Source organism: Stenotrophomonas maltophilia (genome assembly GCF_001274595.1).
In the GTDB taxonomy this organism is placed as follows: domain Bacteria; phylum Pseudomonadota; class Gammaproteobacteria; order Xanthomonadales; family Xanthomonadaceae; genus Stenotrophomonas; species Stenotrophomonas forensis.
This window is the reverse complement of sequence record NZ_CP011010.1, coordinates 4,156,823-4,180,046: the sequence shown is the minus strand read 5'-3', so window position 1 is coordinate 4,180,046 and position 23,224 is coordinate 4,156,823. Positions and strand designations below refer to the sequence as shown.

Annotated in this window: 23 protein-coding genes; 14 read left to right on the top strand and 9 right to left on the bottom strand. The window is 65.9% G+C overall.

The features are described from left to right. Positions 1-84: 84 nt before the first annotated feature. Positions 85-717, bottom strand: a complete 633-nt coding sequence (locus tag VN11_RS19020) for an OmpW/AlkL family protein (protein ID WP_053450867.1) — start codon at positions 715-717, stop codon at positions 85-87. Between the two features lie 186 nt (positions 718-903). Between VN11_RS19020 and VN11_RS19015 the strand changes: the two genes are divergently transcribed. From VN11_RS19015 to lpdA, 3 genes are all read left to right on the top strand, one after another. Further along, the gene (locus tag VN11_RS19015; RefSeq protein WP_080374967.1) at positions 904-1,473 is read left to right on the top strand and encodes a DNA-deoxyinosine glycosylase; all 570 of its coding nucleotides are present in this window, start codon (positions 904-906) and stop codon (positions 1,471-1,473) included. A 113-nt stretch (positions 1,474-1,586) separates the two neighbouring features. Then, positions 1,587-3,299: a dihydrolipoyllysine-residue acetyltransferase gene (gene aceF, locus VN11_RS19010; RefSeq protein ID WP_053450865.1), complete on the top strand. Its 1,713-nt coding sequence runs from the start codon at positions 1,587-1,589 to the stop codon at positions 3,297-3,299. Positions 3,300-3,406: 107 nt separating this feature from the next. Further along, a complete protein-coding gene (lpdA, locus tag VN11_RS19005) occupies positions 3,407-5,215 on the top strand; it encodes a dihydrolipoyl dehydrogenase (protein ID WP_053450864.1) in 1,809 nt (602 codons plus the stop codon). A gap of 469 nt (positions 5,216-5,684) precedes the next feature. On the opposite strand, the gene VN11_RS19000 is transcribed toward lpdA, so the two are convergent. Further along, entirely contained in the window at positions 5,685-6,503 is an 819-nt protein-coding gene (locus VN11_RS19000; RefSeq protein ID WP_053450863.1) for a hypothetical protein, read from the bottom strand. 460 nt (positions 6,504-6,963) lie between these two features. Between VN11_RS19000 and VN11_RS18995 the strand changes: the two genes are divergently transcribed. The 9 genes from VN11_RS18995 to VN11_RS18955 all read left to right on the top strand — a co-directional run bounded on the left by VN11_RS18995 (position 6,964) and on the right by VN11_RS18955 (position 14,178). Continuing rightward, positions 6,964-7,329 carry a hypothetical protein gene (locus tag VN11_RS18995; protein ID WP_006471338.1) on the top strand — a complete coding sequence of 122 codons (366 nt, stop codon included), beginning with the start codon at positions 6,964-6,966 and terminating at the stop codon, positions 7,327-7,329. 31 nt (positions 7,330-7,360) lie between these two features. Further along, complete coding sequence (gene atpB, locus VN11_RS18990) at positions 7,361-8,161, top strand: F0F1 ATP synthase subunit A (RefSeq protein ID WP_049466592.1); 801 nt, start codon at positions 7,361-7,363, stop codon at positions 8,159-8,161. 71 nt (positions 8,162-8,232) lie between these two features. Next, positions 8,233-8,538, top strand: coding sequence for a F0F1 ATP synthase subunit C (atpE, locus tag VN11_RS18985; RefSeq protein ID WP_005411133.1), 306 nt, complete (start codon positions 8,233-8,235; stop codon positions 8,536-8,538). Between the two features lie 106 nt (positions 8,539-8,644). Next, entirely contained in the window at positions 8,645-9,115 is a 471-nt protein-coding gene (locus VN11_RS18980) for a F0F1 ATP synthase subunit B (protein ID WP_005419512.1), read from the top strand. A 2-nt stretch (positions 9,116-9,117) separates the two neighbouring features. Continuing rightward, positions 9,118-9,645, top strand: a complete 528-nt coding sequence (locus tag VN11_RS18975) for a F0F1 ATP synthase subunit delta (protein WP_053450862.1) — start codon at positions 9,118-9,120, stop codon at positions 9,643-9,645. A 44-nt stretch (positions 9,646-9,689) separates the two neighbouring features. After that, positions 9,690-11,237 (top strand): F0F1 ATP synthase subunit alpha, encoded by a 1,548-nt coding sequence (gene atpA / locus VN11_RS18970; RefSeq protein WP_008266965.1) that lies wholly within the window; start codon positions 9,690-9,692, stop codon positions 11,235-11,237. Positions 11,238-11,334: 97 nt separating this feature from the next. Next, positions 11,335-12,198, top strand: coding sequence for a F0F1 ATP synthase subunit gamma (gene atpG, locus VN11_RS18965; RefSeq protein WP_006471334.1), 864 nt, complete (start codon positions 11,335-11,337; stop codon positions 12,196-12,198). A gap of 37 nt (positions 12,199-12,235) precedes the next feature. Beyond that, positions 12,236-13,642 carry a F0F1 ATP synthase subunit beta gene (gene atpD, locus VN11_RS18960; RefSeq protein ID WP_006471333.1) on the top strand — a complete coding sequence of 469 codons (1,407 nt, stop codon included), beginning with the start codon at positions 12,236-12,238 and terminating at the stop codon, positions 13,640-13,642. 113 nt (positions 13,643-13,755) lie between these two features. Next, positions 13,756-14,178, top strand: a complete 423-nt coding sequence (locus VN11_RS18955; RefSeq protein ID WP_006471332.1) for a F0F1 ATP synthase subunit epsilon — start codon at positions 13,756-13,758, stop codon at positions 14,176-14,178. Between the two features lie 176 nt (positions 14,179-14,354). On the opposite strand, the gene VN11_RS18950 is transcribed toward VN11_RS18955, so the two are convergent. Continuing rightward, the gene (locus tag VN11_RS18950) at positions 14,355-14,741 is read right to left on the bottom strand and encodes a GtrA family protein (RefSeq protein ID WP_053450861.1); all 387 of its coding nucleotides are present in this window, start codon (positions 14,739-14,741) and stop codon (positions 14,355-14,357) included. An 83-nt stretch (positions 14,742-14,824) separates the two neighbouring features. Between VN11_RS18950 and glmU the strand changes: the two genes are divergently transcribed. Together glmU and VN11_RS18940 are read left to right on the top strand one after the other, a co-directional pair. Continuing rightward, positions 14,825-16,192 carry a bifunctional UDP-N-acetylglucosamine diphosphorylase/glucosamine-1-phosphate N-acetyltransferase GlmU gene (glmU, locus tag VN11_RS18945; RefSeq protein WP_053450860.1) on the top strand — a complete coding sequence of 456 codons (1,368 nt, stop codon included), beginning with the start codon at positions 14,825-14,827 and terminating at the stop codon, positions 16,190-16,192. After that, positions 16,161-16,694 (top strand): GNAT family N-acetyltransferase, encoded by a 534-nt coding sequence (locus tag VN11_RS18940; protein WP_053450859.1) that lies wholly within the window; start codon positions 16,161-16,163, stop codon positions 16,692-16,694. The genes glmU and VN11_RS18940 overlap by 32 nt, the downstream gene beginning before the upstream one ends. Before the next feature lie 56 nt (positions 16,695-16,750). On the opposite strand, the gene VN11_RS18935 is transcribed toward VN11_RS18940, so the two are convergent. The 6 genes from VN11_RS18935 to VN11_RS18910 form a co-directional block, all read right to left on the bottom strand. After that, complete coding sequence (locus VN11_RS18935; RefSeq protein WP_053450858.1) at positions 16,751-18,103, bottom strand: sensor histidine kinase; 1,353 nt, start codon at positions 18,101-18,103, stop codon at positions 16,751-16,753. Then, the gene (locus tag VN11_RS18930; protein ID WP_053451385.1) at positions 18,100-19,446 is read right to left on the bottom strand and encodes a sigma-54-dependent transcriptional regulator; all 1,347 of its coding nucleotides are present in this window, start codon (positions 19,444-19,446) and stop codon (positions 18,100-18,102) included. Before VN11_RS18930 ends, VN11_RS18935 begins: the two co-directional genes overlap by 4 nt. Before the next feature lie 121 nt (positions 19,447-19,567). Then, positions 19,568-19,948, bottom strand: a complete 381-nt coding sequence (locus VN11_RS18925; protein WP_053450857.1) for a PDZ domain-containing protein — start codon at positions 19,946-19,948, stop codon at positions 19,568-19,570. 1 nt (position 19,949) lies between these two features. After that, positions 19,950-21,167 carry an ABC transporter permease gene (locus VN11_RS18920; RefSeq protein ID WP_053450856.1) on the bottom strand — a complete coding sequence of 406 codons (1,218 nt, stop codon included), beginning with the start codon at positions 21,165-21,167 and terminating at the stop codon, positions 19,950-19,952. 20 nt (positions 21,168-21,187) lie between these two features. Next, positions 21,188-22,486: an ABC transporter permease gene (locus VN11_RS18915; RefSeq protein ID WP_053450855.1), complete on the bottom strand. Its 1,299-nt coding sequence runs from the start codon at positions 22,484-22,486 to the stop codon at positions 21,188-21,190. Between the two features lie 10 nt (positions 22,487-22,496). Beyond that, positions 22,497-23,222, bottom strand: a complete 726-nt coding sequence (locus tag VN11_RS18910; RefSeq protein ID WP_014038558.1) for an ABC transporter ATP-binding protein — start codon at positions 23,220-23,222, stop codon at positions 22,497-22,499. Positions 23,223-23,224 lie beyond the last annotated feature (2 nt).

The window sequence follows — 23,224 nt, the reverse complement described above, 5'->3', positions numbered from 1 at the left end:
GACTCTACAGACCGCAGGTGACGGAAACGACGACGGGCCCCGAAGGGCCCGTCGCGTTGCATCAATGGAGCGGTGCTGCCTGGATCAGAAGCGGGCGCCGATGCCGAAGCCGACGGTCCACGGATCCATCTTGGCTTCGCCGATCTTCTCGCCGCCAACCTTCACGTCCGGGCGGGCGCGCATGTAGCGGGCGTCAGCACGGGCGAACCAGGTGGAATTGATGTTCATGTCCACGCCGACGGTGCCGATCACGCCCTTGGCGTCCTTCAGGCGGATGTCGGAGCTGCTGCCGTCGGCCAGCTTTTCGCTGCTGAAGCTCGACTGGTAGTAGCCCACGCCCACGAACGGACGGAACACGTTGTCGGCCTGGCCGAAGTGGTACTGGCCGCTCAGCGCGACCGGCTGCTGCTCGACCGAACCCACGCGAACGTTGTTCGGGCCCTTGAACTTGTTGTCGAACTTGTCGGCGGCGCCCCACAGTTCAACGGCCCAGTTGTCGTTGACGTAGTAGCTGAAGCTGACGGTCGGCGCCGGGCCGCCATCGGTCTTCTTGATGCCGTCGATCGGATCATTCTTCGGCTGCAGCAGCGAGATGCCGCCAACAACGGCAAAATGCTTGCCCGAAGCGGTATCGGTGCTGCTGTCCTGGGCGAAAGCGGCCGGCGCGAACGCGGCGGAGGTCAGCAGGGCGAGACTCAGGATACGGATGGAGCGCATGGGGGTATCTCCTAATGTTTCTTGTTTTGGGCCCCCGGTTGCGGGGCGAGCACACCGTAGTCGCCCCAACATGAATCGAATCCGACGCGCGTTAAAAATTGGTTTGGCTTGTTCAGCGAATAGCACGAAAAGCCTGTATTCATGGGGTTTTTGGCCATCCGTGACATTCATTCAGTTGGAGAAGATGTGAGCGCCGCGACGATGTGCATCGGCCTGCAAGCGCAGGTGAACGTGGATTGCAGAGTGCTGCTGCTGGGTTCGATGCCCGGTGTGGCGTCGCTGCAGGAGCAGCGCTACTACGCGCACCCGCGCAATCGCTTCTGGCCGCTTTTGGCGGAAATCTGCGGGTTTGATGCGGGCCTGCCGTATGCACAGCGATTGCAGGCATTGAACGCCGCGGGCATCGGCCTGTGGGATGTGATCGGCCAGTGCGAGCGGCGCGGCAGTCTGGACGCGGACATCGTGCGCGGCACGGAAGTGCCCAATGCGCTGCCGTCACTGATCGCCTCGCTTCCTGAGCTGGAGCTGATTGCCTGCAATGGCGCGGCGTCGATGCAGGCGTTCCAGCGCTGGGTGCTGCCCCGGCTGGAGGCGCCGCCGAGGCTGCTGGCGCTGCCCTCCACCAGCCCGGCCAATGCGGCGTGGTCGCTGCAGCGCCTGCGCCTGGCCTGGCAGCCGGTGGCCGACGTGCTGGCGACATCAAGCGGACATCGTCGGGACAATACGCTACCGACTGGTCAGGGCCGCAACCCATGAGCAACAGCGTGTCCCGGCTGCGTGCGTACTGAAAACACCTGTAACGGTTGGCGCTGGACCCCGCTGGCCGCACAATAGACGTTTCCCTACACCAGATTGCCGGAGTTATCCCCATGGCCGAAATCAAGGAAGCACTTGTCCCCGATATCGGTGACTACAGCGATATCCCGGTAATCGAGGTGCTTGTCGCCGTCGGCGACACGGTCAAGAAGGACCAGGGCCTGGTGACGCTGGAAAGCGACAAGGCGACCATGGAAGTGCCGTCCTCGGTGGCGGGCGTGGTCAAGGAACTCAAGGTCAAGGTCGGCGACAACCTGTCCGAAGGCAAGGTCGTGGCGCTGATCGAAGTGGCCGAGGGCGAAGCTGCCAAGCCGGCCGCCGCCGCACCGGCCCCGGCCAAGGCCGCTGCCCCGGCAGCCGCCACCCAGAGCGCGCCGGCCCCGGCCGCTGCTGCGCCGGCCGCACCGGCCGCCAGCGGTGGCGCCATTGAAGCCCTGGTGCCGGACATCGGCGACTATTCCGGCATCCCGGTCATCGAAGTGCTGGTCGCCGTCGGCGACACGGTCAAGAAGGACCAGGGCCTGGTCACGCTGGAAAGCGACAAGGCGACCATGGAAGTGCCGTCCTCGGTGGCCGGTGTGGTCAAGGAGATCAAGGTCAAGGTCGGCGACAACCTGTCGCAGGGCAATGTGGTCGCCATCATCGAGGCCGAGGGCGCTGCTGCGCCGGCCCCGGGCAAGGCCGCCGCTGCCGCTGCCCCGGCCGCCGCCGAAACCGCCACCAAGGTCGAGCCGGTCGCCGTTCCGGCCCAGCCGGACAAGCTGGCCGCCCGCGAGATCGCCTCGGCCGGTACCCCGTCCAGCCCGCCGGTGCAGTTCAATGCCGATGGCGTGCTGCCGGCCAAGGTGCCGTACGCCACCCCGGCGGTGCGCGTGTTCGCCCGCGAGCTGGGCGTGGACCTGCTGCAGATCAACGGCACCGAGAAGGGCGGCCGCATCACCAAGGGTGACGTGCAGAAGTTCGTCAAGGCCGCGCTCAGCGGCGGCGTGCCGGCCGCTGCCGGTGGTGCCGTTGCCGCCGGTGGTGGCCTGAACCTGCTGCCGTGGCCGAAGGTCGACTTCAGCAAGTTCGGCGAGACCGAAGTGCAGCCGCTGTCGCGCATCAAGAAGATCTCCGGCGCGAACCTGGCCCGCAACTGGGCGATGATCCCGCATGTCACCCAGTTCGAGCAGGCCGACATCACCGACCTGGAAGGCCTGCGCGTGGCATTGAACAAGGAAAACGAGAAGGCCGGCATCAAGCTGACCATGCTTGCCTTCCTGATCAAGGCCAGTGCTGCGGCGCTGAAGAAGTTCCCGGAATTCAACGCTTCGCTCGATGCCAGCGGTGAAAACCTGACCCTGAAGAAGTACTTCCACATCGGTTTCGCCGCCGACACGCCGAACGGCCTGGTCGTGCCGGTCATCCGCGACGTGGACAAGAAGGGCGTGGTGCAGATCGCGCAGGAAACCGGCGAACTGGCCAAGAAGGCGCGCGACGGCAAGCTGGGCCCGGCCGACATGAGCGGCGGCTGCTTCTCGATCAGCTCGCTGGGCGGCATCGGCGGCACCGCGTTCACCCCGATCGTCAATGCACCGGAAGTGGCCATCCTCGGCGTCTCCAAGTCCTCCATCCAGCCGGTCTGGAATGGCAAGGAATTCGCGCCGAAGCTGATGCTGCCGCTGTCGCTGAGCTACGACCACCGCGTCATCGATGGCGCCCTGGCCGCACGCTTCACCACCTACCTGTCGCAGGTACTGGCCGACATGCGCCGCGTGCTGCTGTAAGGCACCGCTTCGCCCCCACCGTGCGGCTGCCGCCCCCTGGCGCGGCCGCGTGAACAGATGCAGTGACAGCCCGCCGGCCATGCCGGCCGGGCACGAGGAAAACCACCATGGCCACGATTGAAGTCAAGGTTCCCGACATCGGCGATTACAGCGATGTGCCGGTGATCGAAGTGTTGGTCGCCGTCGGCGACACGGTGAAGAAGGATCAGGGTCTGGTGACCCTGGAATCGGACAAGGCCACCCTGGAAGTGCCGTCCTCGGCCGCCGGTGTGGTCAAGGAACTGAAGGTCAAGCTGGGCGACAGCCTGTCCGAAGGCGCCGTGGTCGTGGTGCTGGAAACCGAAGGCGCCGCCGAAGCCCCGGCCAAGGCCGCGGCACCGGCTCCGGCCGCAGCTGCGCCGGCCAGCAAGCCGCCGGTGACCCCGTCGCACCGCGCCCCGGCTGAACCGGCCGCACCGAAGCCGGCGCTGTCCAGCGGCAAGCCGGCCGATATCGAATGCGAAATGGTCGTGCTGGGCTCGGGCCCGGGCGGCTACACCGCCGCCTTCCGCGCCGCCGACGTTGGCCTGGATACCGTGCTGGTCGAGCGCTACGCCAGCCTCGGCGGCGTCTGCCTCAACGTCGGCTGCATTCCGTCCAAGGCGCTGCTGCACGCCGCAGCGGTGATCGACGAAGTGGCCCACGCCGGTGATTTCGGCGTCGAGTTCGGCAAGCCGACCATCACCCTGGACAAGCTGCGCCAGTACAAGGAAAAGGTCGTCAACCAGCTGACCAAGGGCCTGGCCGGCATGGCCAAGCAGCGCAAGGTCCGCAGCGTGCAGGGCGTCGGCAGGTTTGTTTCGGCCAACGAGCTGGAAATCACTGCTGCCGACGGCAGCACCCAGCTGCTGCGCTTCCAGAAGTGCATCATCGCCGCCGGTTCGCAGGCGGTGAAGCTGCCGAACTTCCCGTGGGACGACAAGCGCGTGATGGACTCCACCGACGCGCTGGAGCTGGCCGAAGTGCCGGGCTCGCTGCTGGTCGTCGGCGGCGGCATCATCGGCCTGGAAATGGCCACCGTGTATGGCGCGCTGGGCAGCAAGGTCACCGTGGTCGAGTTCATGGACCAGCTGATGCCGGGCGCCGACAAGGACCTGGTCAAGCCGCTGGCCGACCGCCTGAAGAAGCAGGGCATCGAAGTGCACCTGAAGACCAAGGCCTCGGGCGTCACTGCCGATGCCAAGGGCATCACCGTCACCTTCGAAGCCGCCGAGGAAGGCCAGTCGCCGGCGCTGGCGCAGGGCACCTTTGACCGCGTACTGGTGGCCGTGGGCCGCTCGCCGAACGGCAGGAAGATCGATGCCGAGAAGGCCGGCGTGCAGGTCACCGAGCGTGGCTTCATCCCGGTGGACCGGCAGATGCGCACCAACGTGCCGCACATCTTTGCCATCGGCGACATCGTCGGCAACCCGATGCTGGCCCACAAGGCCACGCACGAAGGCAAGCTGGCCGCCGAAGTGGCCGCTGGCCACAAGAAGGAGTGGGTCGCCCGCGTGATTCCGTCGGTGGCCTACACCAACCCGGAAATCGCCTGGGTTGGTGTCACCGAGACCGAAGCCAAGGCCAAGGGCCTGAAGGTCGGCGTGGCCAAGTTCCCGTGGGCGGCCAGCGGTCGCGCGATCGGCATCGGTCGTACCGAGGGCTTCACCAAGCTGATCTTCGACGAGGAGACCCACCGCATCATCGGTGGTGCGATCGTCGGCGTGCATGCCGGTGACCTGCTGGCCGAGATCGGCCTGGCCATCGAGATGGGTGCCGAAGCCGAAGACATCGGCCACACCATCCACGCGCACCCGACGCTGAGCGAGTCGGTGGCGATGGCCTCGGAAATCTACGACGGCACGATCACCGATCTGTACATGCCGAAGAAGAAGTAAGGCGCCCGCGCCGTTCCGAACGAAAAGCCCTGGCTTCTGCCGGGGCTTTTTCGTTGGCTGCAGGAATGTCTTCGGCTGTTGTCATCGCGAGGGTTGGGGCCGCTGCGCGGGAGGCGGGCATTTCGACAAATGTCCCCCGTCGCCCGCCTGTGGCGGTCGCCTCCTCCTTTACTTTGTCGAAACGCCCGCCACCCGCGCAGCGGCTCGGCTTGCGGACAGTCGAGAACAGCTGCCTGCGGCCGTTTGGATGCCTGACACGCGGAGGGAGTGGGGGTTGCGTGCGAAGTAAAGGAGGAGGCGTCGGCCGCAGGCCGGCGCCGGGGGACATTCGCACGCAGCCCCCGCTCCCTCCAGCGCTCGACCCAGCCGCTCTTGCTCCTGCACACAGGGGAAAACAGCACAAAAAAGCGCGGCCCCGATAGTCCGGAGGCCGCGCCAGGAGAGAGAGTGCCGTGGAAGGGGCGGGGGATCAGAACACGAAGCTGACGCCTGCGACCGGGCCCTTGAATTCCTGCTTCAGGCCGACGGTACCGTCGCTGCCCTTCTTGTCCACGTCCAGCTTGAACCAGTCGTAGCCGGCGAACACGCCGAAGTTCTTGGTGAAGCGGTAATCGACGATGGCATTGGCGCGGCTCAGGTCGCCCTTGTAGTCATCGAAGCTGCCCCAACGCGTGTTCAGGTACTGGCCCTGCAGCGTGATCATCCAGCGCTCGGACGGGGTGAAGGTCATGCGCGCACCCACCACCGGCGCGATGCCGTCGGCCTTCTCGTCGAGGAACTGGCCTTCGTACACGGTGCCCAGGTCGGCATAACCCTTGGTGCTGACCTTGGCGTACTCGCCACCGATCTGCAGGCCGAGGTCGAAGGTGTCGGTATCGACGACCGAATAGTCATAGACCAGGCTGGCCACCTGGTACTTCAGTTCACCCTTCACGAAGCTGCCGGCCGGCACGTTCTCGCCGCCGAAGGAAATGCCCTGGTCCAGTGTCTCGCGGCGATCCTTGTCGTACTTGAAGTAGTTGAACAGCAGGCGCTGGCGGTTGCTGATGCGGAACATGCCGTCGATGCGCGGCTCCCATTCCTTGCCACCCAGCTTGAAGTCCTGGTTCAGGGCGATGTCCTGGCCAGCCACGTTGGTCCTGCCGCGGAGCGTGTTGTCCGAATCGATGTTCATCGCACCCAGGCGGATGGCGAAACGGTCGTCGCCTTCCGCGGCGTGGGCGGCATTGGCGAACGAAGCGCCTGCGGCGAGCAGGGAGAGGGCGAGCAGGGTGGGAACGGAGCGCATCGAAGAGTCCTTGCAGTGGTTCATCAGAATGAAGACCACTGTGCCGGACGGCGGCGTCCACCATCCGTGAACGTATGGTCCACGCGATGTGCACGGTTCAGCGCTGTCGCGACGATGCAAAAAGATGGCCCCGGAGCCGGGCTTCGGGGCCATCGTGGGACCTGCGGGGCGAAGCGTCGACGAGGTTGCTGCAGGCAGGTCGAAAGATCGGACCGGCGCATTCGGCGAAAGTTCCGCAGCCTGCGACCAAAGTTCAATACTGCGCTGCAGCATCATGCGGACGTCATTGTCCCCTGGGTGGCACGCAAAAATGTAACCGTTACCGCAACTTGCGGCCTCCTGGGATGAACAGGGAGCGGTTGTCTCGCAAATTGTCCCATTGCTATAATTTGGCGGCTCGATGAGGCCCCCTCTGCTGTAGCCGCCTCAGCCCTCCACTTGCAACCACGCGGGACGTCCTGTGCTGAACTCCGTTGATGCGGGTCGGCGACTGATGCTGCGCGCCGCGGTCTACCCGCTGGCCGCGGTCGCTGTCCTGGCCCTGGCCTTCCTGCTGGTGGGTCCGAAGTATGCCCTCGGCGCGCTGGCGTCCGGTGTGGCCATTTCGGCCGGTGGCTGGGTGGCAGCGCGGATGGCACTGAGCGGGGGAGCCGTGGCCGCAGGATCGGCGATGGCTCGCCTGATCATTGCGATCGTGGCCAAGTGGGTGGTGGTTTTCGGCGTCCTGCTGGTGGGGTTCCTGGTCTTCAAGCTGCCTGCATTGGCGCTGTTGGCCGGTATCGCCGTCGGCTTGATGTTCCAGGTCCTGGCCATGGCCAGGCGTTGACAGAATTCAATTAACTGAAGGTTCCGGACACATGGCGGGCGAGGCTCTAACCCCTACCAGCTACATCCAGCATCACCTGCACAACCTGACCGCGCCGGTCGGCAAGGGTGAGGGTATGTTCTGGCATATCCACGTCGATACCTTCCTCACCGCGGTCCTGATGGGCCTGGTGATCGTCGTCGCGTTCTGGCTGGGCACCCGCAAGGCCACCGCCGGCGTGCCGGGCAAGTGGCAGGCCTTCGTCGAGATCTGCCTGGAGTTCGTCGACCGCCAGGCCAAGGACACCTACCACGGCAAGAGCAAGCTGGTCACGCCGATCGCCATCACGATCTTCTTCTGGATCCTGATGATGAACCTGATCAAGATGATCCCGGCCGACTTCATCGCCAAGCCGCTGGAATGGGCGGGCATCCACTACTGGAAGCCAGTGCCGACCGCCGACGTCAATGCCACCCTGGGCATGGCTATCAGCGTGTTCTTCCTGATGCTGTTCTTCGCACTGAAGTCGAAGGGCCTGCTGGGCTTCATCAAGGAATTCCTGACGGCGCCGTTCGGCAAGTGGATGATGCCGTTCAACCTGATCCTCAACATCGTCGAGTGGCTGAGCAAGCCGATCTCGCTGGCGATGCGACTGTTCGGCAACATGTTCGGCGGCGAAATCGTGTTCCTGCTGATCTGGGTGCTGGGTGGTGCCGGTTTCTTCGGTGCCATTGCCGGTGGTGCATTCGGTCTGGGCTGGATGCTGTTCCACCTGCTGGTGATCCCGCTGCAGGCCTTCATCTTCATGATGCTGTCGATCGTGTACCTGAGCCTGTCGGAAGACGCTCACTGAGTTTCAAGCTTCAACCAGTTTCACCTTCATCCGTTTCATCACCCTTAGCAACTTAGTTCCTGGAGATAACCATGTACTTCGCCGTCCTGACCAACTTCGCGCAGATTCAGAGCTCCACCGCCCTTGCCGTCGGCATCATGATCGGCCTGGCCGCGCTGGGCGCTGGCCTGGGTCTGGCCATCATGGCTGGTAAGTTCCTGGAGTCGGCCGCCCGCCAGCCGGAACTGATCCCGGTCCTGCAGGTCCGCATGTTCATCACCGCCGGCCTGATCGACGCCGCGTTCATCATCTCGGTCGCCGTCGGCCTGCTGCTGGCCTTCGCCAACCCGCTGTCGGCTGCCTTTGCTGGCGCCGTCACCAAGGCTCTGGCCGGCTGATACAGCGGTTTGAGACGACCGGGTGCTGATGCACCCGGTTTCGGATGAAGGCCGGATGCGCCGCTTCGGCGGCGCGTCCACCCCGAAACCAGCGATCGAGCTAACCATGAATATCAATTTCACCCTTCTTGCGCAGGCGCTCGCCTTCGCTGGTCTGATCTGGATCATCGCGACCAAGATCTGGCCGCCGCTGATGAACGCGATCGAAGAGCGCCAGCAGAAGATTGCTGAAGGCCTCGCTGCTGCCGACCGCAGCCAGAAAGATCTGGCCCAGGCGCAGGAGAAGGTCAACGAAGCGCTGAAAGAAGCACGCACCAAGGCCAACGAGATCATCGACCAGGCCCACGCGCGCGCCAACCAGATCGTTGATGCTGCCCGTAACGAAGCGATCACCGAAGCCACCCGTCAGAAGGAACTGGCCCAGGCTGAAATCGACGCCGCCGCCAACCGTGCCCGTGAAGATCTGCGCAAGCAGGTGTCCGCGTTGGCCGTGACCGGTGCCGAAAAGCTGCTCAAGCGCGAAATCGACGCCAACGCCCACAAGGCGCTGCTCGACGAGCTGGCCTCGGAGATCTAAGGATGAGCCAGGCCCTCACGCTTGCCCGCCCGTACGCCCGCGCCGCGTTCGCGACCGCGCGCGACGAAGGCGCGTTCGCGCCGTGGTCGGACGCCCTGGCGTTCTCCGCCCACGTCGCCGCCGATCCGCGCGTGGCGGCCCTGCTCGCCAACCCGGAGCTGGGCCGTGACGACGCCGTCGCCCTGCTGGCGCCGTTGACCCACGGCGAGACCTACTCGCGCTTCCTGGCCATCCTGGCCGACTCGCATCGTCTGCCGCTGCTGCCGGAAATCTCCGGCATGTTCGATGCCCTGCGCGCCGAAGCCGAGCACGTGGTCAAGGCCACCGTGACCTCGGCGGCCGAGCTGTCGGCCGGTGAGCTGGATGCGATCAAGGTCGCGCTGCGCAAGCGCTTCAACCGCGAGGTCGACGTGACCACCGCGGTCGATGCCTCGCTGATCGGCGGCGCCGTGATCGACGCCGGCGACGTGGTCATCGATGGTTCGCTGAAGGGCAAGCTGGCCCGTCTGCAGACCGCGCTCGCTAACTGAATTCATTTAACGTCCGGCCCCGCTGCCGGCACTAGGACTTGACGATGGCAACCACGCTCAACCCCTCCGAAATCAGCGAACTGATCAAGAACCGCATCGAGAAGGTCAAGCTGGCCGCGGAATCGCGCAACGAAGGCACCGTGACCAGCGTGTCCGACGGCATCGTGCGCATCTTCGGTCTGGCCGACGTGATGCAGGGCGAAATGATCGAACTGCCGAACAACACCTTCGCCCTGGCCCTGAACCTGGAGCGCGACTCGGTCGGCGCCGTGGTCCTGGGTGACTACGAGCACCTGCGCGAAGGCGACGTCGCCAAGACCACCGGCCGCATCCTGGAAGTGCCGGTTGGCCCGGAACTGCTGGGCCGCGTCGTGAACGCGCTGGGCGAGCCGATCGACGGCAAGGGCCCGCTGGGCACCGACCTGACCGCTCCGGTGGAGCGCGTTGCTCCGGGCGTGATCTGGCGCAAGTCGGTCGACCAGCCGGTGCAGACCGGTTACAAGTCGGTCGACGCGATGATCCCGATCGGCCGTGGCCAGCGCGAGCTGATCATCGGTGACCGCCAGACCGGCAAGACCGCCATGGCGATCGACGCGGTGATCAACCAGAAGGGCACCGGCATCAAGTGCGTGTACGTTGCGATCGGCCAGAAGGCTTCGACCATCGCCAACATCGTGCGCAAGCTGGAAGAGAACGGCGCGCTGGCCCACACCATCGTGGTGGCCGCGACCGCTTCCGAATCGGCTGCCATGCAGTACATCAGCGCCTACTCGGGCTGCACCATGGGTGAGTACTTCATGGACCGCGGCGAAGACGCGCTGATCGTGTACGACGATCTGTCCAAGCAGGCCGTGGCCTACCGCCAGATCTCGCTGCTGCTGAAGCGCCCGCCGGGCCGTGAAGCCTACCCGGGTGACGTGTTCTACCTGCACTCCCGCCTGCTCGAGCGCGCAGCCCGCGTGTCCGAGGAATACGTCGAGAAGTTCACCGAAGGCAAGGTCACCGGCAAGACCGGTTCGCTGACCGCGCTGCCGATCATCGAAACCCAGGCCGGCGACGTGTCCGCCTTCGTTCCGACCAACGTGATCTCGATCACCGACGGCCAGATCTTCCTGGAAACCGACCTGTTCAACGCCGGCATCCGCCCGGCCGTGAACGCCGGTATCTCGGTGTCGCGCGTCGGTGGCTCGGCCCAGACCAAGATCATCAAGAAGCTGTCGGGCGGCATCCGTATCTCGCTGGCCCAGTACCGTGAGCTGGCTGCGTTCGCGCAGTTCGCCTCGGACCTGGACGAAGCGACCCGCAAGCAGCTGGAGCGTGGCCAGCGCGTCACCGAGCTGATGAAGCAGAAGCAGTACGCGCCGATGTCGATCGCCAACCAGGCGCTGTCGATCTACGCCGTCAACGAGGGTTACCTCGACGACGTGCCGGTCAACAAGCTGCTGGCGTTCGAAGAAGGCCTGCACGCCCACTTCGCCAACACCCAGGGCGAGCTGGTCAGCAAGGTCAACGCCACCGGCGGTTGGGACAACGACATCGAAGGTGCCTTCAAGAAGGGCATCGCCGAGTTCAAGACCACCGGCAGCTGGTAATCGCGGTCCTGTAGAGCGGAGCCACCGGCTCCGCTGGACCAGATGACAAACGGTTGAACAACGCGGGGCATCAGCCCCGCGCCACGGGAAACAAGAGATGGCAAGCGGACGCGAAATCAAAACCAAGATCAAGAGCGTGCAGAACACCCGCAAGGTGACGCGCGCCCTGGAAATGGTCTCGGCCTCCAAGATCCGCAAGGCGCAGGATCGGATGAAGACCTCGCGTCCGTACGCGCAGGCGATGAAGCAGGTGATCGGCCACCTGGCCCAGGCCAGCACCGACTACCAGCATCCTTTCCTGGTCGAGCGCGAGCAGGTCAAGCGGGTCGGGTTCATCGTGATCTCCTCCGATCGCGGCCTGGCCGGCGGCCTGAACAACAACCTGTTCCGCAAGATGCTGGGCGAAGCCAAGGCATGGCAGGACAAGGGTGCCGAAGTGGACCTGGTGACCATCGGCCAGAAGGCATCGACCTTCTTCCGCCGCGTGAAGGTCAACATGGTCGGCAGCGTGACCCACATCGGCGACGTGCCGAAGCTGGAATCGCTGATCGGTGTGATCAAGGTCATGCTCGACGCCTTCACCGAAGGCAAGGTCGACCGCGTGTACCTGGTCTACAACCGCTTCGTGAACACCATGACGCAGAAGGCCAGCTTCGATCAGCTGCTGCCGCTGCCGCCGGCTGAGAAGCAGGTCGCTCACCACGACTGGGATTACCTGTACGAACCCGATGCCGCGACCGTGCTGGAGCACGTGATGACGCGTTACATCGAGTCGCTGGTGTACCAGGCACTGCTGGAAAACGTCGCCTCCGAGCATGCCGCACGCATGGTTGCGATGAAGGCGGCGAGCGACAACGCCAACAAGCTGATCGGCACCCTGCAGCTCGTCTACAACAAGGCGCGCCAGGCAGCGATCACCCAGGAAATCTCCGAAATCGTCGGCGGCGCGGCAGCAGTCTGACCGCGTTCGTTCAAAGCACACATTAGAGGATGCAGCAATGAGTCAGGGCAAGATCGTTCAGATCATCGGCGCGGTCGTCGACGTCGAATTCCCGCGTGAGTCGGTGCCGAAGGTGTACGACGCACTGAAGGTCGACAACACCGAAATCACCCTTGAAGTCCAGCAGCAGCTGGGCGACGGCGTGGTGCGCACCATCGCCCTCGGTTCCACCGATGGCCTGAAGCGCAACCTGATCGCCACCAACACCAACCGCGGCATCTCCGTGCCGGTCGGTGCTGGCACCCTGGGCCGCATCATGGACGTGCTCGGCCGTCCGATCGACGAAGCCGGCCCGGTGGCCGCCAGCGACAGCTGGGAAATCCACCGTGCGGCCCCGTCGTACGAAGACCAGTCCCCGGCCACCGAACTGCTGGAAACCGGCATCAAGGTCATCGACCTGATGTGCCCGTTCGCCAAGGGCGGCAAGGTCGGCCTGTTCGGCGGCGCCGGCGTCGGCAAGACCGTCAACATGATGGAGCTGATCAACAACATCGCCAAGGCGCACAGCGGTCTGTCCGTGTTCGCCGGCGTGGGTGAGCGTACCCGTGAGGGCAACGACTTCTACCACGAAATGAAGGACTCCAACGTCCTCGACAAGGTGGCGATGGTGTACGGCCAGATGAACGAGCCGCCGGGCAACCGTCTGCGCGTCGCCCTGACCGGCCTGACCATGGCCGAGTACTTCCGCGACGAGAAGGACGAAAACGGCAAGGGCAAGGACGTCCTGCTGTTCGTCGACAACATCTACCGCTACACCCTGGCCGGTACCGAAGTGTCGGCACTGCTGGGCCGTATGCCGTCGGCCGTGGGTTACCAGCCGACCCTGGCCGAGGAAATGGGCGTCCTGCAGGAACGCATCACCTCGACCAAGAACGGTTCGATCACCTCGATCCAGGCCGTCTACGTTCCCGCGGACGACCTGACCGACCCGTCGCCGGCGACCACCTTCGCCCACCTGGACTCGACCGTCACCCTGTCGCGTTCGATCGCCTCGCTGGGTATCTACCCGGCCGTCGATCCGCTGGACTCCACCAGCCGCCAGATGGACCCGCTGGTCATCGGCCACGAGCACTACGACACCGCCCAGCGCGTCCAGCAGACCCTGCAGAAGTACAAGGAACTGAAGGACATCATCGCGATCCTGGGCATGGACGAGCTGTCCGAAGAGGACAAGCAGGCCGTGTCGCGCGCCCGCAAGATCGAGCGCTTCTTCAGCCAGCCGTTCCACGTGGCCGAAGTGTTCACCGGTTCGCCGGGCAAGTACGTGCCGCTGAAGGACACCATCCGTGGCTTCAAGGCCATCGTCGATGGCGAGTACGACCACCTGCCGGAGCAGGCGTTCTACATGGTCGGCGGCATCGAAGAAGCGGTCGAGAAGGCCAAGAAGATGGCCGAGAAGGCCTGATCCGGGACGGGCGGGAGCGATCCTGCCCGACCTGACGCCGGTGCCGGGCAACCGCCCGCACCGGTGGACTCCCACGGTGGCATTGCGCCGCCGCGAACAGCGAAGAGATTTGCATGAGCACGATCCGTTGCGACATCGTCAGCGCCGAGCAGGAAATCTTCCGTGGCGAAGCGACCCTGGTCGTGGCCACCGGTGAGCTGGGCGAACTGGGCATCGCGCCCAAGCACGCGCCGCTGATCACCCGCCTGAAGCCAGGCAAGGTGGTGGTGACCACGCCGAACGGCGAGCAGCTGGATTTCGCCATTTCCGGCGGCATCCTGGAAGTGCAGCCGCAGGTGGTGACCGTGCTGGCCGACACCGCGATCCGCGCACAGGACATCGACGAAGCCTCGGTCCGCAAGGCCAAGGAAGAAGCCGAGCGCATCCTGGCCAACCGTGGTGAAGCCATGGAAATTGCCGAAGCCCAGCAGAAGCTGGCCGAGGCCGTGGTGCAGCTGCAGGCGCTGGAGCGCCTGCGCAAGACCCTCAAGCACTGAGGTTCACGCTGCACCCACGAGAACGCCGGCCCTGCGCCGGCGTTTTTGTTGGTGCCGACCGCACTGGGTAGAGTCGACCGTTGGTCGACTATCGCGCGCAGCGCGGGGTTTTCGCGGCCTGATCGAAGGGCAGTTGACTGACAGTCGACTCTACAGATCCGGATCCCCACCTCGTATCAGCGATACACCACGTAGCGCATCAGCAGGAACGAGACAGCGGCCAGCCCGCCTTCCACCAGCGGCTTGGCCAGCCAGGCGTACTGCAGGCCCAGCGCATGATCCGCGGCAGATACCAGCAGCGTGCTGGCCGTGGTGAGCAGCAGCCACAGTGGCAGGAAGCGCGCGAAGCGGCGCCAGCCCAGCCGTTGCTGGCCATCGGCCGTGGCGAAGGTGATCCGCCCGTTCAACCAGAAACCCAGCAGCATGCCGGCCAGTCGCCCGGCCAGGTTGCCCGGTACCACGGGCACGCCCGCCGCCGTGGCCAGCACGAACACCGCCCAGTCGAGCAGCAGCTGCAGTGCGCCGATGACGAGGTAGGCGCTTCCCTGGCGGAGCAGGCTCATGGTTGGCGTGAGGACGGGCAGGCCCCCATGTTAGCGGCCCACGCACTAGAATCATCGGCAACGAACCACAGATTGCCGTTGCCATGACCCAACCCCTGCACGTCATCATCCTCGCCGCCGGCGCGGGCAAGCGCATGAAATCGGTGCTGCCGAAAGTGCTGCAGCCTATCGCCGGCGAGCCGATGCTGGCACATGTGATTGCCGCGGCACGCGAGCTGCAGCCTGCCGCTATCCACGTGGTCTACGGTCATGGTGGTGAAGCGGTGCGGCAGCACTTTGCGGGCCAGCCTGACCTGCAGTGGGCCGAGCAGGCCCAGCAGCTCGGCACGGGCCATGCGGTGGCGCAGGCAATGCCGCAGGTGCCCGATGCCGCACAGGTGCTGGTGCTGTACGGCGACGTGCCGCTGATCCGCGCGCAGACCCTGCGCGACCTGCTGGCGCAGCCGGGCCGCCTGGCGGTGCTGGTCGCCGAGGTCGACGATCCCACCGGCTACGGCCGCGTGCTGCGCGATGCCGAGGGCAAGGTCGGCTCGATCGTCGAGCAGAAGGATGCCACTGACGATCAACTGCGCGTGCGCACGATCAATACCGGCATCATCGCGGCCGAGTCGACCGCACTGCGCCGCTGGCTGTCGCAGCTTTCCAACAGCAATGCACAGGGCGAGTACTACCTGACGGATGTCTTCGCCTTTGCTGCCCACGAGTACACACCGGCCGAGATGGCGCTGGTCGCCGACGCGCAGGAGGCCGAAGGCGCGAACGATCCCTGGCAGCTGTCGCAGCTGGAGCGGGCCTGGCAGCGGCGCGCGGTGCGTGCGCTGTGCGCGCAGGGGGCGCGCGTGCGTGATCCGGCGCGGCTGGATATCCGCGGCACCGTTACCGTCGGCAGCGATGTGCTGATCGACGTCGACGTCGTGCTGGAAGGCAACATCGTGCTCGGCGATGGCGTCACCGTTGGCCCGTTCAACCGCCTGAAGGACGTCAACCTCGGGCCGGGCACCGAAGTGCGCGCACACTGCGATCTGGAAGGCGTGGTCACCGAGGGCGCTGCGCTGGTCGGCCCGTTCGCGCGCCTGCGCCCAGGTACCATGCTGGCCGATGGCGTGCACGTCGGCAACTTCGTCGAAACCAAGAAGGTCACCCTCGGCGTCGGCAGCAAGGCCAACCATTTGACCTATCTGGGCGACGCGGTCATCGGCAGCAAGGTGAACATCGGTGCCGGTACCATCACCTGCAACTACGATGGCGTGAACAAGTCGACCACCACCATCGGCGACAACGCGTTCATCGGTTCCAACAGCTCGCTGGTGGCACCGGTGACCATCGGCGACGGTGCGACCATCGCCGCCGGTTCGGTCATCACCCGCAACGCCCCGGACGGCAAGCTGACCCTGGCCCGTGCGCGACAGGAAACCATCGATGGCTGGAAGCGCCCGCTCAAGAAGTCCTGAGCCCCGCGTTCCGCATGCCGATGAACTCGGCGTGCTGCCGGGCATCGAGCAGCGCGCTGGCGAGGTGTTGAAGGGCCACGAGGCCTATCCCGTGTTCGCGGGTCATGGGCTGGATCTGGCGACACTGCGCGATGGCCTTCAGCGTGGCCAGCTATGGGTCGTGGATGCCGCCGGGGGCGGCATTGCCGGTTACCTGCTGGCGGGCGAGTTGTGCGGTGAATTCCATGTGCTGCAGATGGACGTCGACCCGGTGCATGCGCGTCGCGGCCATGGCCGTGCGTTGCTGCGGCATGCATTGGCGCAGGCCAGGGCCGCCGGCTTTGCTGCAGCGGTGCTGACCACCTTGAGCGATGTGCCGTGGAATGCAGCCTTCTATGCCAGCGAAGGGTTCGACGTAGTGCCTGAGGCGGAGTGGAACGACGGCCTGCGCGCCGTCATGGCCGAAGAGGCTGCGCTCGGGTTTCCGATGCACCTGCGGGTGGCGATGCGACGGGTCTGGTAGGGGCCGACCTCGGTCGGCACATCCACGCATGGCGTGGATCCACCCCATCGATCCACTCAACCCGCCGGCAGCAGGATCGACACGCACAACCCGCCATCGCCGCGATTCTGCAGCGACACCCGCCCGCCGTGCGCCTCCACGATCTCGCGGGTCAGCGCCAACCCCAATCCGGTGCCGTTGCGCTTGGTCGAATAGAACGGCATCAGCGCGTTCTGCAGTACCTGCTCGTTCATGCCCTTGCCGCGGTCCAGCACGTCCAGGCGCAGCCATTGCGGCAGCCGTGTCAGCTGCACCTGCACGTCATCGTTGGGTGGGTCGGCTTCCGCGCAGGCTTCGTGCGCGTTCTTCAGCAGGTTCAACAGTGCCTGCCCGAACTGCGCGATGTCGATGCGGCTGCTCAGCGCTTCGTCCGGCTCGCGCTCCATGGTGAACGGAATCTGCTGGCGCAGGCTGGACAGGAACGGCGCCCAGTGCACGGTCTGCAGCTGTGGCTGGGGCAGCTTGGCAAAGCGCGCATAGCCACGGATGAAGCCCTCCAGGTGGCGCGCACGGTCTTCGATGGTGGTGAAGATTTCCGGCAGCCGGTCGAAGCGTTCGCGCTGCACCAGCACGCCGCCGGAATGGGCCAGCGAAGCGATCGGCGCCAGCGAATTGTTGAGCTCGTGGCTGATCACCCGGATCACCTTCTTCCAGGTCTGCACCTCCTGGCGGCGCAGTTCGGCGGTCAGCAGGCGTACCAGCAGCAGGTCGTGCGGGCGGCCGTTGAGCTGGAACGCGCGGCGTGAGAGGTGGTAGACCTGCTCGTCTTCCTCGTCGCCGTCCTCGCCTTCGGCATGCACCGCGAACAGGCTGTCGCCGCCGCGGGCGATCGCGTCGCGCAGCTCCACCGGCACCTGTTCCAGCACATCCTCCAGGCGCTGGCCTTCCAGCTTCCAGCCGCCGTGCAGCAGCTTGCGCGCGGCCAGGTTGGAGAACACCACGCGGGCGATGCCATCGCCGCCGGACGCGATCAGCAGCATCGCCACCGGCGTGTTCTGCACCATGGTGTCGAGCAGCAGTTCGCGCTGCACCAGCCCTTGCCGCTGCGCACGCAGCACATCGCCCAGCTCGCGGTGCGCCTGCACCAGGTCGCCCAGCTCATCATTGCCCGGCCAGTGCACGCCGAAGTTGTACTCACCATCGCGGTAGCTGCTGGTGGTGCCGGAGAGCGCGCGCATCAGCGAGCGCACCGGTGCGGTCGCGCGGCGCAGGGTCCACCACATCAGCGACAGCAGGACCAGCGTCGATACCGTGGTGATCACCCAGCCGTGATCCATCCAGTACGCCAGCAGCCACGGCAACGCGGCAGCCAGCGCGAGCACCGGCAGCAGGCGCAGGAACAGGCGGAAGGTGAACGAGCGCCGCTTCATTCGCGCGGAATGCCGTGGCGGTCCATGCGCCGGTACAGCGCCTGGCGGCTGAGCCCGAGCTCGGCCGCGGCCTGCGCGATCACGCCATGGTTGCGTGCCAGCACATCCTCGATGCGCGCGCGATCAGGATCGTTGCCTGAAACCGGTGCCGGGCGCGATGCCGCCGCAGTGCGCGGCAGGTTGAGGTCGGCCACTTCGATGCGGCTGCCGGTGGCCAGCAGCTGGGCGCGCTGGATCACATTGCGCAGTTCGCGCACATTGCCGGGCCACGGATGCCGCTGCAGCGCCGTGGCCGCGGCGCTGGACAGTGGCTTGTCGGAGGCCAGGAAGCGCTCGGCCAACGGCACGATGTCGCCCGGGCGTTCGGCCAGTGGCGGCAGCACCAGTTCCACCGTGTTGAGGCGGTAATAGAGATCTTCGCGGAAGGTGCCGTCGCGGATCATGGCCGGAAGGTCGGCATTGGTCGCACTGACCACGCGCACCTTGACCTGGCGCTCGCGGTTGGAGCCCAGGCGCTCGAAGCGGCCGGTTTCCAGCACGCGCAGCAGCTTCATCTGCCCGCCCAGCGACAGGTTGCCGATCTCGTCGAGGAACAGGGTGCCACCGTCGGCTGCTTCGAATTTTCCTTCGCGTGCCTTGTTGGCGCCGGTGTAGGCACCGGCCTCGGCGCCGAACAGTTCCGCTTCGATCAGTTCCGACGGCAGCGCGCCGCAGTTGACCGTGATGAACGGCCCCTTGGCCACCAGCGAATTGGCCTGGATGATCTGCGCGATCTTCTCCTTGCCTGCGCCGTTGGGGCCGGTGATCAGCACCGGTAGCTCCGAGCGCGCGACCTGGCAGGCCAGGGCGATGACACGCTCGCTGGCCGGGTCGGCGAACACGGCGCCGCACAGGTCGTACTTCTCTTCCAGTGCGTTGCGCTGGCGCAGTTCACGGCTGCGACGCCGGTCCAGTTCGCGACGCGCCTCGGACAACTCCAGCAGGTTGTTGACCGTGGTCAGCAGCTTGCGGTCGTCCCACGGCTTGGCCAGGTAGTCGGCGGCACCGGCCTTGACCAGGTCCACCGCGCTGCTCAGATGGGTCCAGGCCGTGAGCAGGATCACCGGCAGGTCAGGGTGGCGTTCGCGGATCTGCGCGAACAGGGCCTCGCCTTCTTCCCCGGACGTGGTGTCCTCGCTGAAGTTCATGTCCTGGATCACCAGGTCGACCGGCTGCGACTCGAGCAGTGCCAGGCCCTCGGTCGGGCTCTGTGCCTGCAGGGTGTCGATGTCGTGCAGGGAGAACAGCACGTCCAGCGCGGTACCCACGCTGGCGTTGTCGTCGATGATCAGGATCGAAGGCATCAAGCGGTTCTGCAGAAAGGGATGGGCGGCGCCGTTGGAGCCGTTCGTGTCCACACGCCGGGAGAGCCCGGCGCCACCCATCAAGCATAGCCAAACCCGTGGCCGCAGGCGCGGTCCGGGCCTACCGCGGCGGAGGGGGCGGTGGCGGCGGCGCCGGAGCAACCAGTGCCAAGCGCCAGGCAGCCGCATTCACCGGCACGGTCAGTTCGCGCCTGTCGCGGCGCAGCAACAGGTAGGCGGTGGGGGCGGTGGAGTGGCGCAGGGCTTCGGTCAGATGCTCGATCCTGCGCACGGCGGTGTCATCCACGCGCAGGATGCGGTCACCGCTGCGCACGCCGAAGCGGGCTTCGGGGGCTGCGGCTTCCACCCGCACCTGGCCCTCGGTCGAGCGCAGCGCCAGCCGTGCATCCTGCTGGCGCCACTCCAGCGTCTGCGCGCTGCTGCTGCCGGCCAGCGCCGGCAGGGATGGAAGCAGCATCAGCAGCAGCCAGCAGGCGCGCATCTCAGGCGCCCCGGGTGGCAACCGCCGGCGGTACCGCTGCGGCACGCCGGGCCGGCCCGAACACCGCGATCTGGCCCAGTGCCCACAGCAGCAGCGCACCCAGTGGCAGGTAATACAGCGGCATGCGCGGCAGCTCGTACATGTTCATCAGGGCGAGGTTGATGGCGTAGGCCGCCAGCATGCCCAGCACGATGCCCAGTGTGGCCAGCAGGAAGTTCTCGGTCTGGAAGTAGCGCAGGATCTGCCCGCGGGTAGCGCCGAGCGCGCGGCGGATGCCGATCTGCTTGCTGCGCTGCTGCACCCAGAAGCTGGCCAGGCCGATGATGCCCAGCGCGGTGACCACCAGCAGCGAGATGCTGACGGTGATCAGCAGGCCGACCATTGCCCGGTCGTTCTTGAAGAAGTCCTTGCGCTGGTCCTCATAGGTCAGCTTGTCGCGCATCAGCCGGTTGGGGTCGATGCGTTCCAGCGCCGCGGCCGCAGCATCGAGTACTTCCTGGCGCCGTGCCGGATCGGTCCGCAGCACGTACGTGCCGCCTTCATCGAAGGACCGCTGCAGCGGCAGCAGCATCGAATTGGTCCAGTTGTCGTTCCAGCCATTGGGCGTGCTGAGCGTGTCGACGATACCGACCACGTTCAAGGGTTGCTTGCCCATGTAGTAGGTCTTGCCCAGCGCGCTGCCGTTGGGCTCCATCTTCGCGGCGGTGCTCTGGGTGAGGATCACCGGGACGGCCTTCTGCTTGGCACCGCCCTTGGAGGCTTCCTTGAACTCGATGTACTCGCCGGGAAGGAAATCGCGGCCCGCGATGAGGTTGATCCCCATCGTGCCCAGCCCGCCTTCGGACAGGGTGTACATCGACGCATTCGTGGTCGGGCGCTCCTGGTCGACCTCGCGGGAGATGCTGCTGCTGGACGAGCCGTTGCGGAACGGCACCTGGTTGATGATGGTGGCACTGGTGACGCCGGGAATCGCGCGCAGTGCCGCCAGGTCTTCGCGGGTGCGCGCCATGGCATTGGTCTGCTCGCCGATGCCACTGACACGCAGCATCACCAGTTCGTTCTCGGCGATGCCGCTGGGCATGCTGATCTTGTCGACGCGCTGGCTGACCAGGAACAGTGCGTTGCAGACGATGGCGCAGGTCAGTGCGACTTCCAGCACGATCAGGGCGGCAGCGGTCTTGTGCCGGCGCAGGGTGCTGAGGATGGGGCGGATGTCCATGGGAGTCCTCGTTCTCGTGCTTACTGCGACTTGAGCTGGATGGCCGGGGTGACCTGCATCGCGCGCCAGGCCGGCAGGAAACCGGCGGCAAGGCTGGCGAACAGGGTCAGGCCCAGTGCGAGCAGCAGCATGCTGCCGTCCAGATGAGCGAGCTGGGCGTAGTCCACCGGTTGCTGGCGCACCGCGTACAGGCCGAGCAGGGCCAGCCCGATGCCGAGCACGCCGCCGACCACGCCGACCGCGCCGGCTTCGACCAGGCACTGCAGGAAGATCTGCCCACGGCTGGCGCCCAGGGCGCGGCGCACACCGATCTCACCGCTGCGGCGCAGGAACTTGGCCAGCAGCAGGCCCACGGTGTTGACCAGGCAGACGCCGAGGAAGCCCAGTGCCAGCCACAGCTGCAGGCGTACGTCGCTGGGTACTGCGCCGTTGAAGTCCAGCCATTCCATCACGGTGCGCAGGCGCACGTTCGGCGGGTGCTTGAAGCGGCCTGCCTCGCGCTGCTGGGTCGAGTAGTTTTCCAGGTAGCGGCGGTAGTCGGCGGCCTTGGACGGGTCCAGTTCCACCCAGTACTGCAGCCAGGCGCACGGTGCATTGAGCGAGTAGCTGTTGCCGTCGGGGTTCTCGCCGAAGCAGTTCATGTTGCCGTTGTTGCCGAGCTTCAGGTCGAACGAGGTGGAGATCGGCAGCAGCAGATCTTCGTCCTTGCCGTAGCTGCCGGTGGTCAGATCGTAGAAGTGCGGCTCCGGGCTCCACTCCTTCATCACGCCGACCACGCGATAGCTCTGGCCTTCCATGCGCACGTCGCGCCCCACGCTGTTGGCGCCCTGGAACAGCTTGTCGTTGAGCGCCTTGGAGATGACCACCACGCGGGCGCGAGCGTTGTCATCCTCGCGCGTCCAGGGGCGACCGTACTGCATGGGTACCTCGAACATCGGGAAGAAGTCGGCCGAGGTCCAACGGGTGTCGATGCTGAAGGGCTTGAGCGTGCTGTTGTCCGGCTCGATGGTGCCGCCGCCGCCGCTCATCAGCGCCTGGCGCTCACCCTTGGCTTCGCGCAGCAGCGCTTCACCGTCGAAGCGGGTCAACTGGGTTTCCGGCTCCTCGCCGGCGACATAGGCGCCGGTCGCGGCGTCGAGCTGCACGTAGAACAGCCGGTCGCTCTTGCCGGGAATCGGGTCGCCGGACAGCACGTGGAAGACTGTCAGCGTGGTCATCGAGGCGCCGATGCCGAGTGCGATGGCAACCACCATCAGCGCGGTCAGGACCTTGTTGCGGCGGAAGCTGCGCGCCGCCAATCGGGCGTAGTAGGCGAACATGGTTGGGCCCTCACTCGTTGACGGCGACGATGTGGCGCGGCGGGGTGGCCAGCACCGGCTCGCGTACCAGGTCGGTCACCTGGCCGTCGACGATGTGCACGTTGCGCTGCGCGCGCGCGGCCAGTTCCGGATCGTGGGTGACCATCACGATGGTGGTGCCGGCGGCGTTGATTTCCTCCAGCAGCTCCATCACGCCACGGGCCATCTGCGTGTCCAGGTTGCCGGTCGGTTCGTCGGCCAGCAGCAGGCGCGGGCTGCCGGCCAGGGCGCGTGCGATCGCGGCGCGCTGCTGCTGGCCGCCGGACAGTTCATTCGGGTAGTGCTTCATGCGCGAGCCGAGGCCGACCTGGGTCAATGCCTTCTCGATGCGTTCGCGGCGCTCGTTGGCGCTCATCTTTCGGTAACGCAGCGGCACGTCAACGTTGTCGAACAGGTTCAGGTCGGGGATCAGGTTGAAGCCCTGGAAGATGAAGCCGATCTTCTGGTTGCGCAGGCGGCTGCGGGCATCGTCGCCCAGCGTGCTCACGTCCTGCCCGTCCAGCATGTAGGTGCCGCTGGTGAAGGTTTCCAGCAGGCCGGCGATGTTGAGGAAGGTGGTCTTGCCGGAGCCGGACGGGCCGGTGACGGCGACGAACTCGCCTTCCTTGACCTGCAGTTCCAGCGAGCGGAGTGCGTGGGTTTCCACCTGTTCGGTGCGGAAGACCTTGGCGACCGAACGCATTTCGAGCATGTACATGG

Excerpts from the sequence above, each read along its gene's own strand:
- VN11_RS18930 (WP_053451385.1), bottom strand. The coding sequence starts at position 19,446 with ATGCCTTCGATCCTGATCATCGACGACAACGCCAGCGTGGGTACCGCG.
- VN11_RS18915 (WP_053450855.1), bottom strand. The coding sequence starts at position 22,486 with ATGTTCGCCTACTACGCCCGATTGGCGGCGCGCAGCTTCCGCCGCAAC.
- VN11_RS18950 (WP_053450861.1), bottom strand. The coding sequence starts at position 14,741 with ATGAGCCTGCTCCGCCAGGGAAGCGCCTACCTCGTCATCGGCGCACTG.
- atpA (WP_008266965.1), top strand. The coding sequence starts at position 9,690 with ATGGCAACCACGCTCAACCCCTCCGAAATCAGCGAACTGATCAAGAAC.
- VN11_RS18910 (WP_014038558.1), bottom strand. The coding sequence starts at position 23,222 with ATGTACATGCTCGAAATGCGTTCGGTCGCCAAGGTCTTCCGCACCGAA.
- atpD (WP_006471333.1), top strand. The coding sequence starts at position 12,236 with ATGAGTCAGGGCAAGATCGTTCAGATCATCGGCGCGGTCGTCGACGTC.
- aceF (WP_053450865.1), top strand. The coding sequence starts at position 1,587 with ATGGCCGAAATCAAGGAAGCACTTGTCCCCGATATCGGTGACTACAGC.
- VN11_RS18955 (WP_006471332.1), top strand. The coding sequence starts at position 13,756 with ATGAGCACGATCCGTTGCGACATCGTCAGCGCCGAGCAGGAAATCTTC.
- lpdA (WP_053450864.1), top strand. The coding sequence starts at position 3,407 with ATGGCCACGATTGAAGTCAAGGTTCCCGACATCGGCGATTACAGCGAT.
- VN11_RS18975 (WP_053450862.1), top strand. The coding sequence starts at position 9,118 with ATGAGCCAGGCCCTCACGCTTGCCCGCCCGTACGCCCGCGCCGCGTTC.
- VN11_RS19000 (WP_053450863.1), bottom strand. The coding sequence starts at position 6,503 with ATGCGCTCCGTTCCCACCCTGCTCGCCCTCTCCCTGCTCGCCGCAGGC.
- VN11_RS19020 (WP_053450867.1), bottom strand. The coding sequence starts at position 717 with ATGCGCTCCATCCGTATCCTGAGTCTCGCCCTGCTGACCTCCGCCGCG.
- VN11_RS18980 (WP_005419512.1), top strand. The coding sequence starts at position 8,645 with ATGAATATCAATTTCACCCTTCTTGCGCAGGCGCTCGCCTTCGCTGGT.
- glmU (WP_053450860.1), top strand. The coding sequence starts at position 14,825 with ATGACCCAACCCCTGCACGTCATCATCCTCGCCGCCGGCGCGGGCAAG.
- atpG (WP_006471334.1), top strand. The coding sequence starts at position 11,335 with ATGGCAAGCGGACGCGAAATCAAAACCAAGATCAAGAGCGTGCAGAAC.
- atpE (WP_005411133.1), top strand. The coding sequence starts at position 8,233 with ATGTACTTCGCCGTCCTGACCAACTTCGCGCAGATTCAGAGCTCCACC.
- VN11_RS18920 (WP_053450856.1), bottom strand. The coding sequence starts at position 21,167 with ATGGACATCCGCCCCATCCTCAGCACCCTGCGCCGGCACAAGACCGCT.
- VN11_RS18925 (WP_053450857.1), bottom strand. The coding sequence starts at position 19,948 with ATGCGCGCCTGCTGGCTGCTGCTGATGCTGCTTCCATCCCTGCCGGCG.
- VN11_RS18940 (WP_053450859.1), top strand. The coding sequence starts at position 16,161 with ATGGCTGGAAGCGCCCGCTCAAGAAGTCCTGAGCCCCGCGTTCCGCAT.
- atpB (WP_049466592.1), top strand. The coding sequence starts at position 7,361 with ATGGCGGGCGAGGCTCTAACCCCTACCAGCTACATCCAGCATCACCTG.
- VN11_RS18935 (WP_053450858.1), bottom strand. The coding sequence starts at position 18,103 with ATGAAGCGGCGCTCGTTCACCTTCCGCCTGTTCCTGCGCCTGCTGCCG.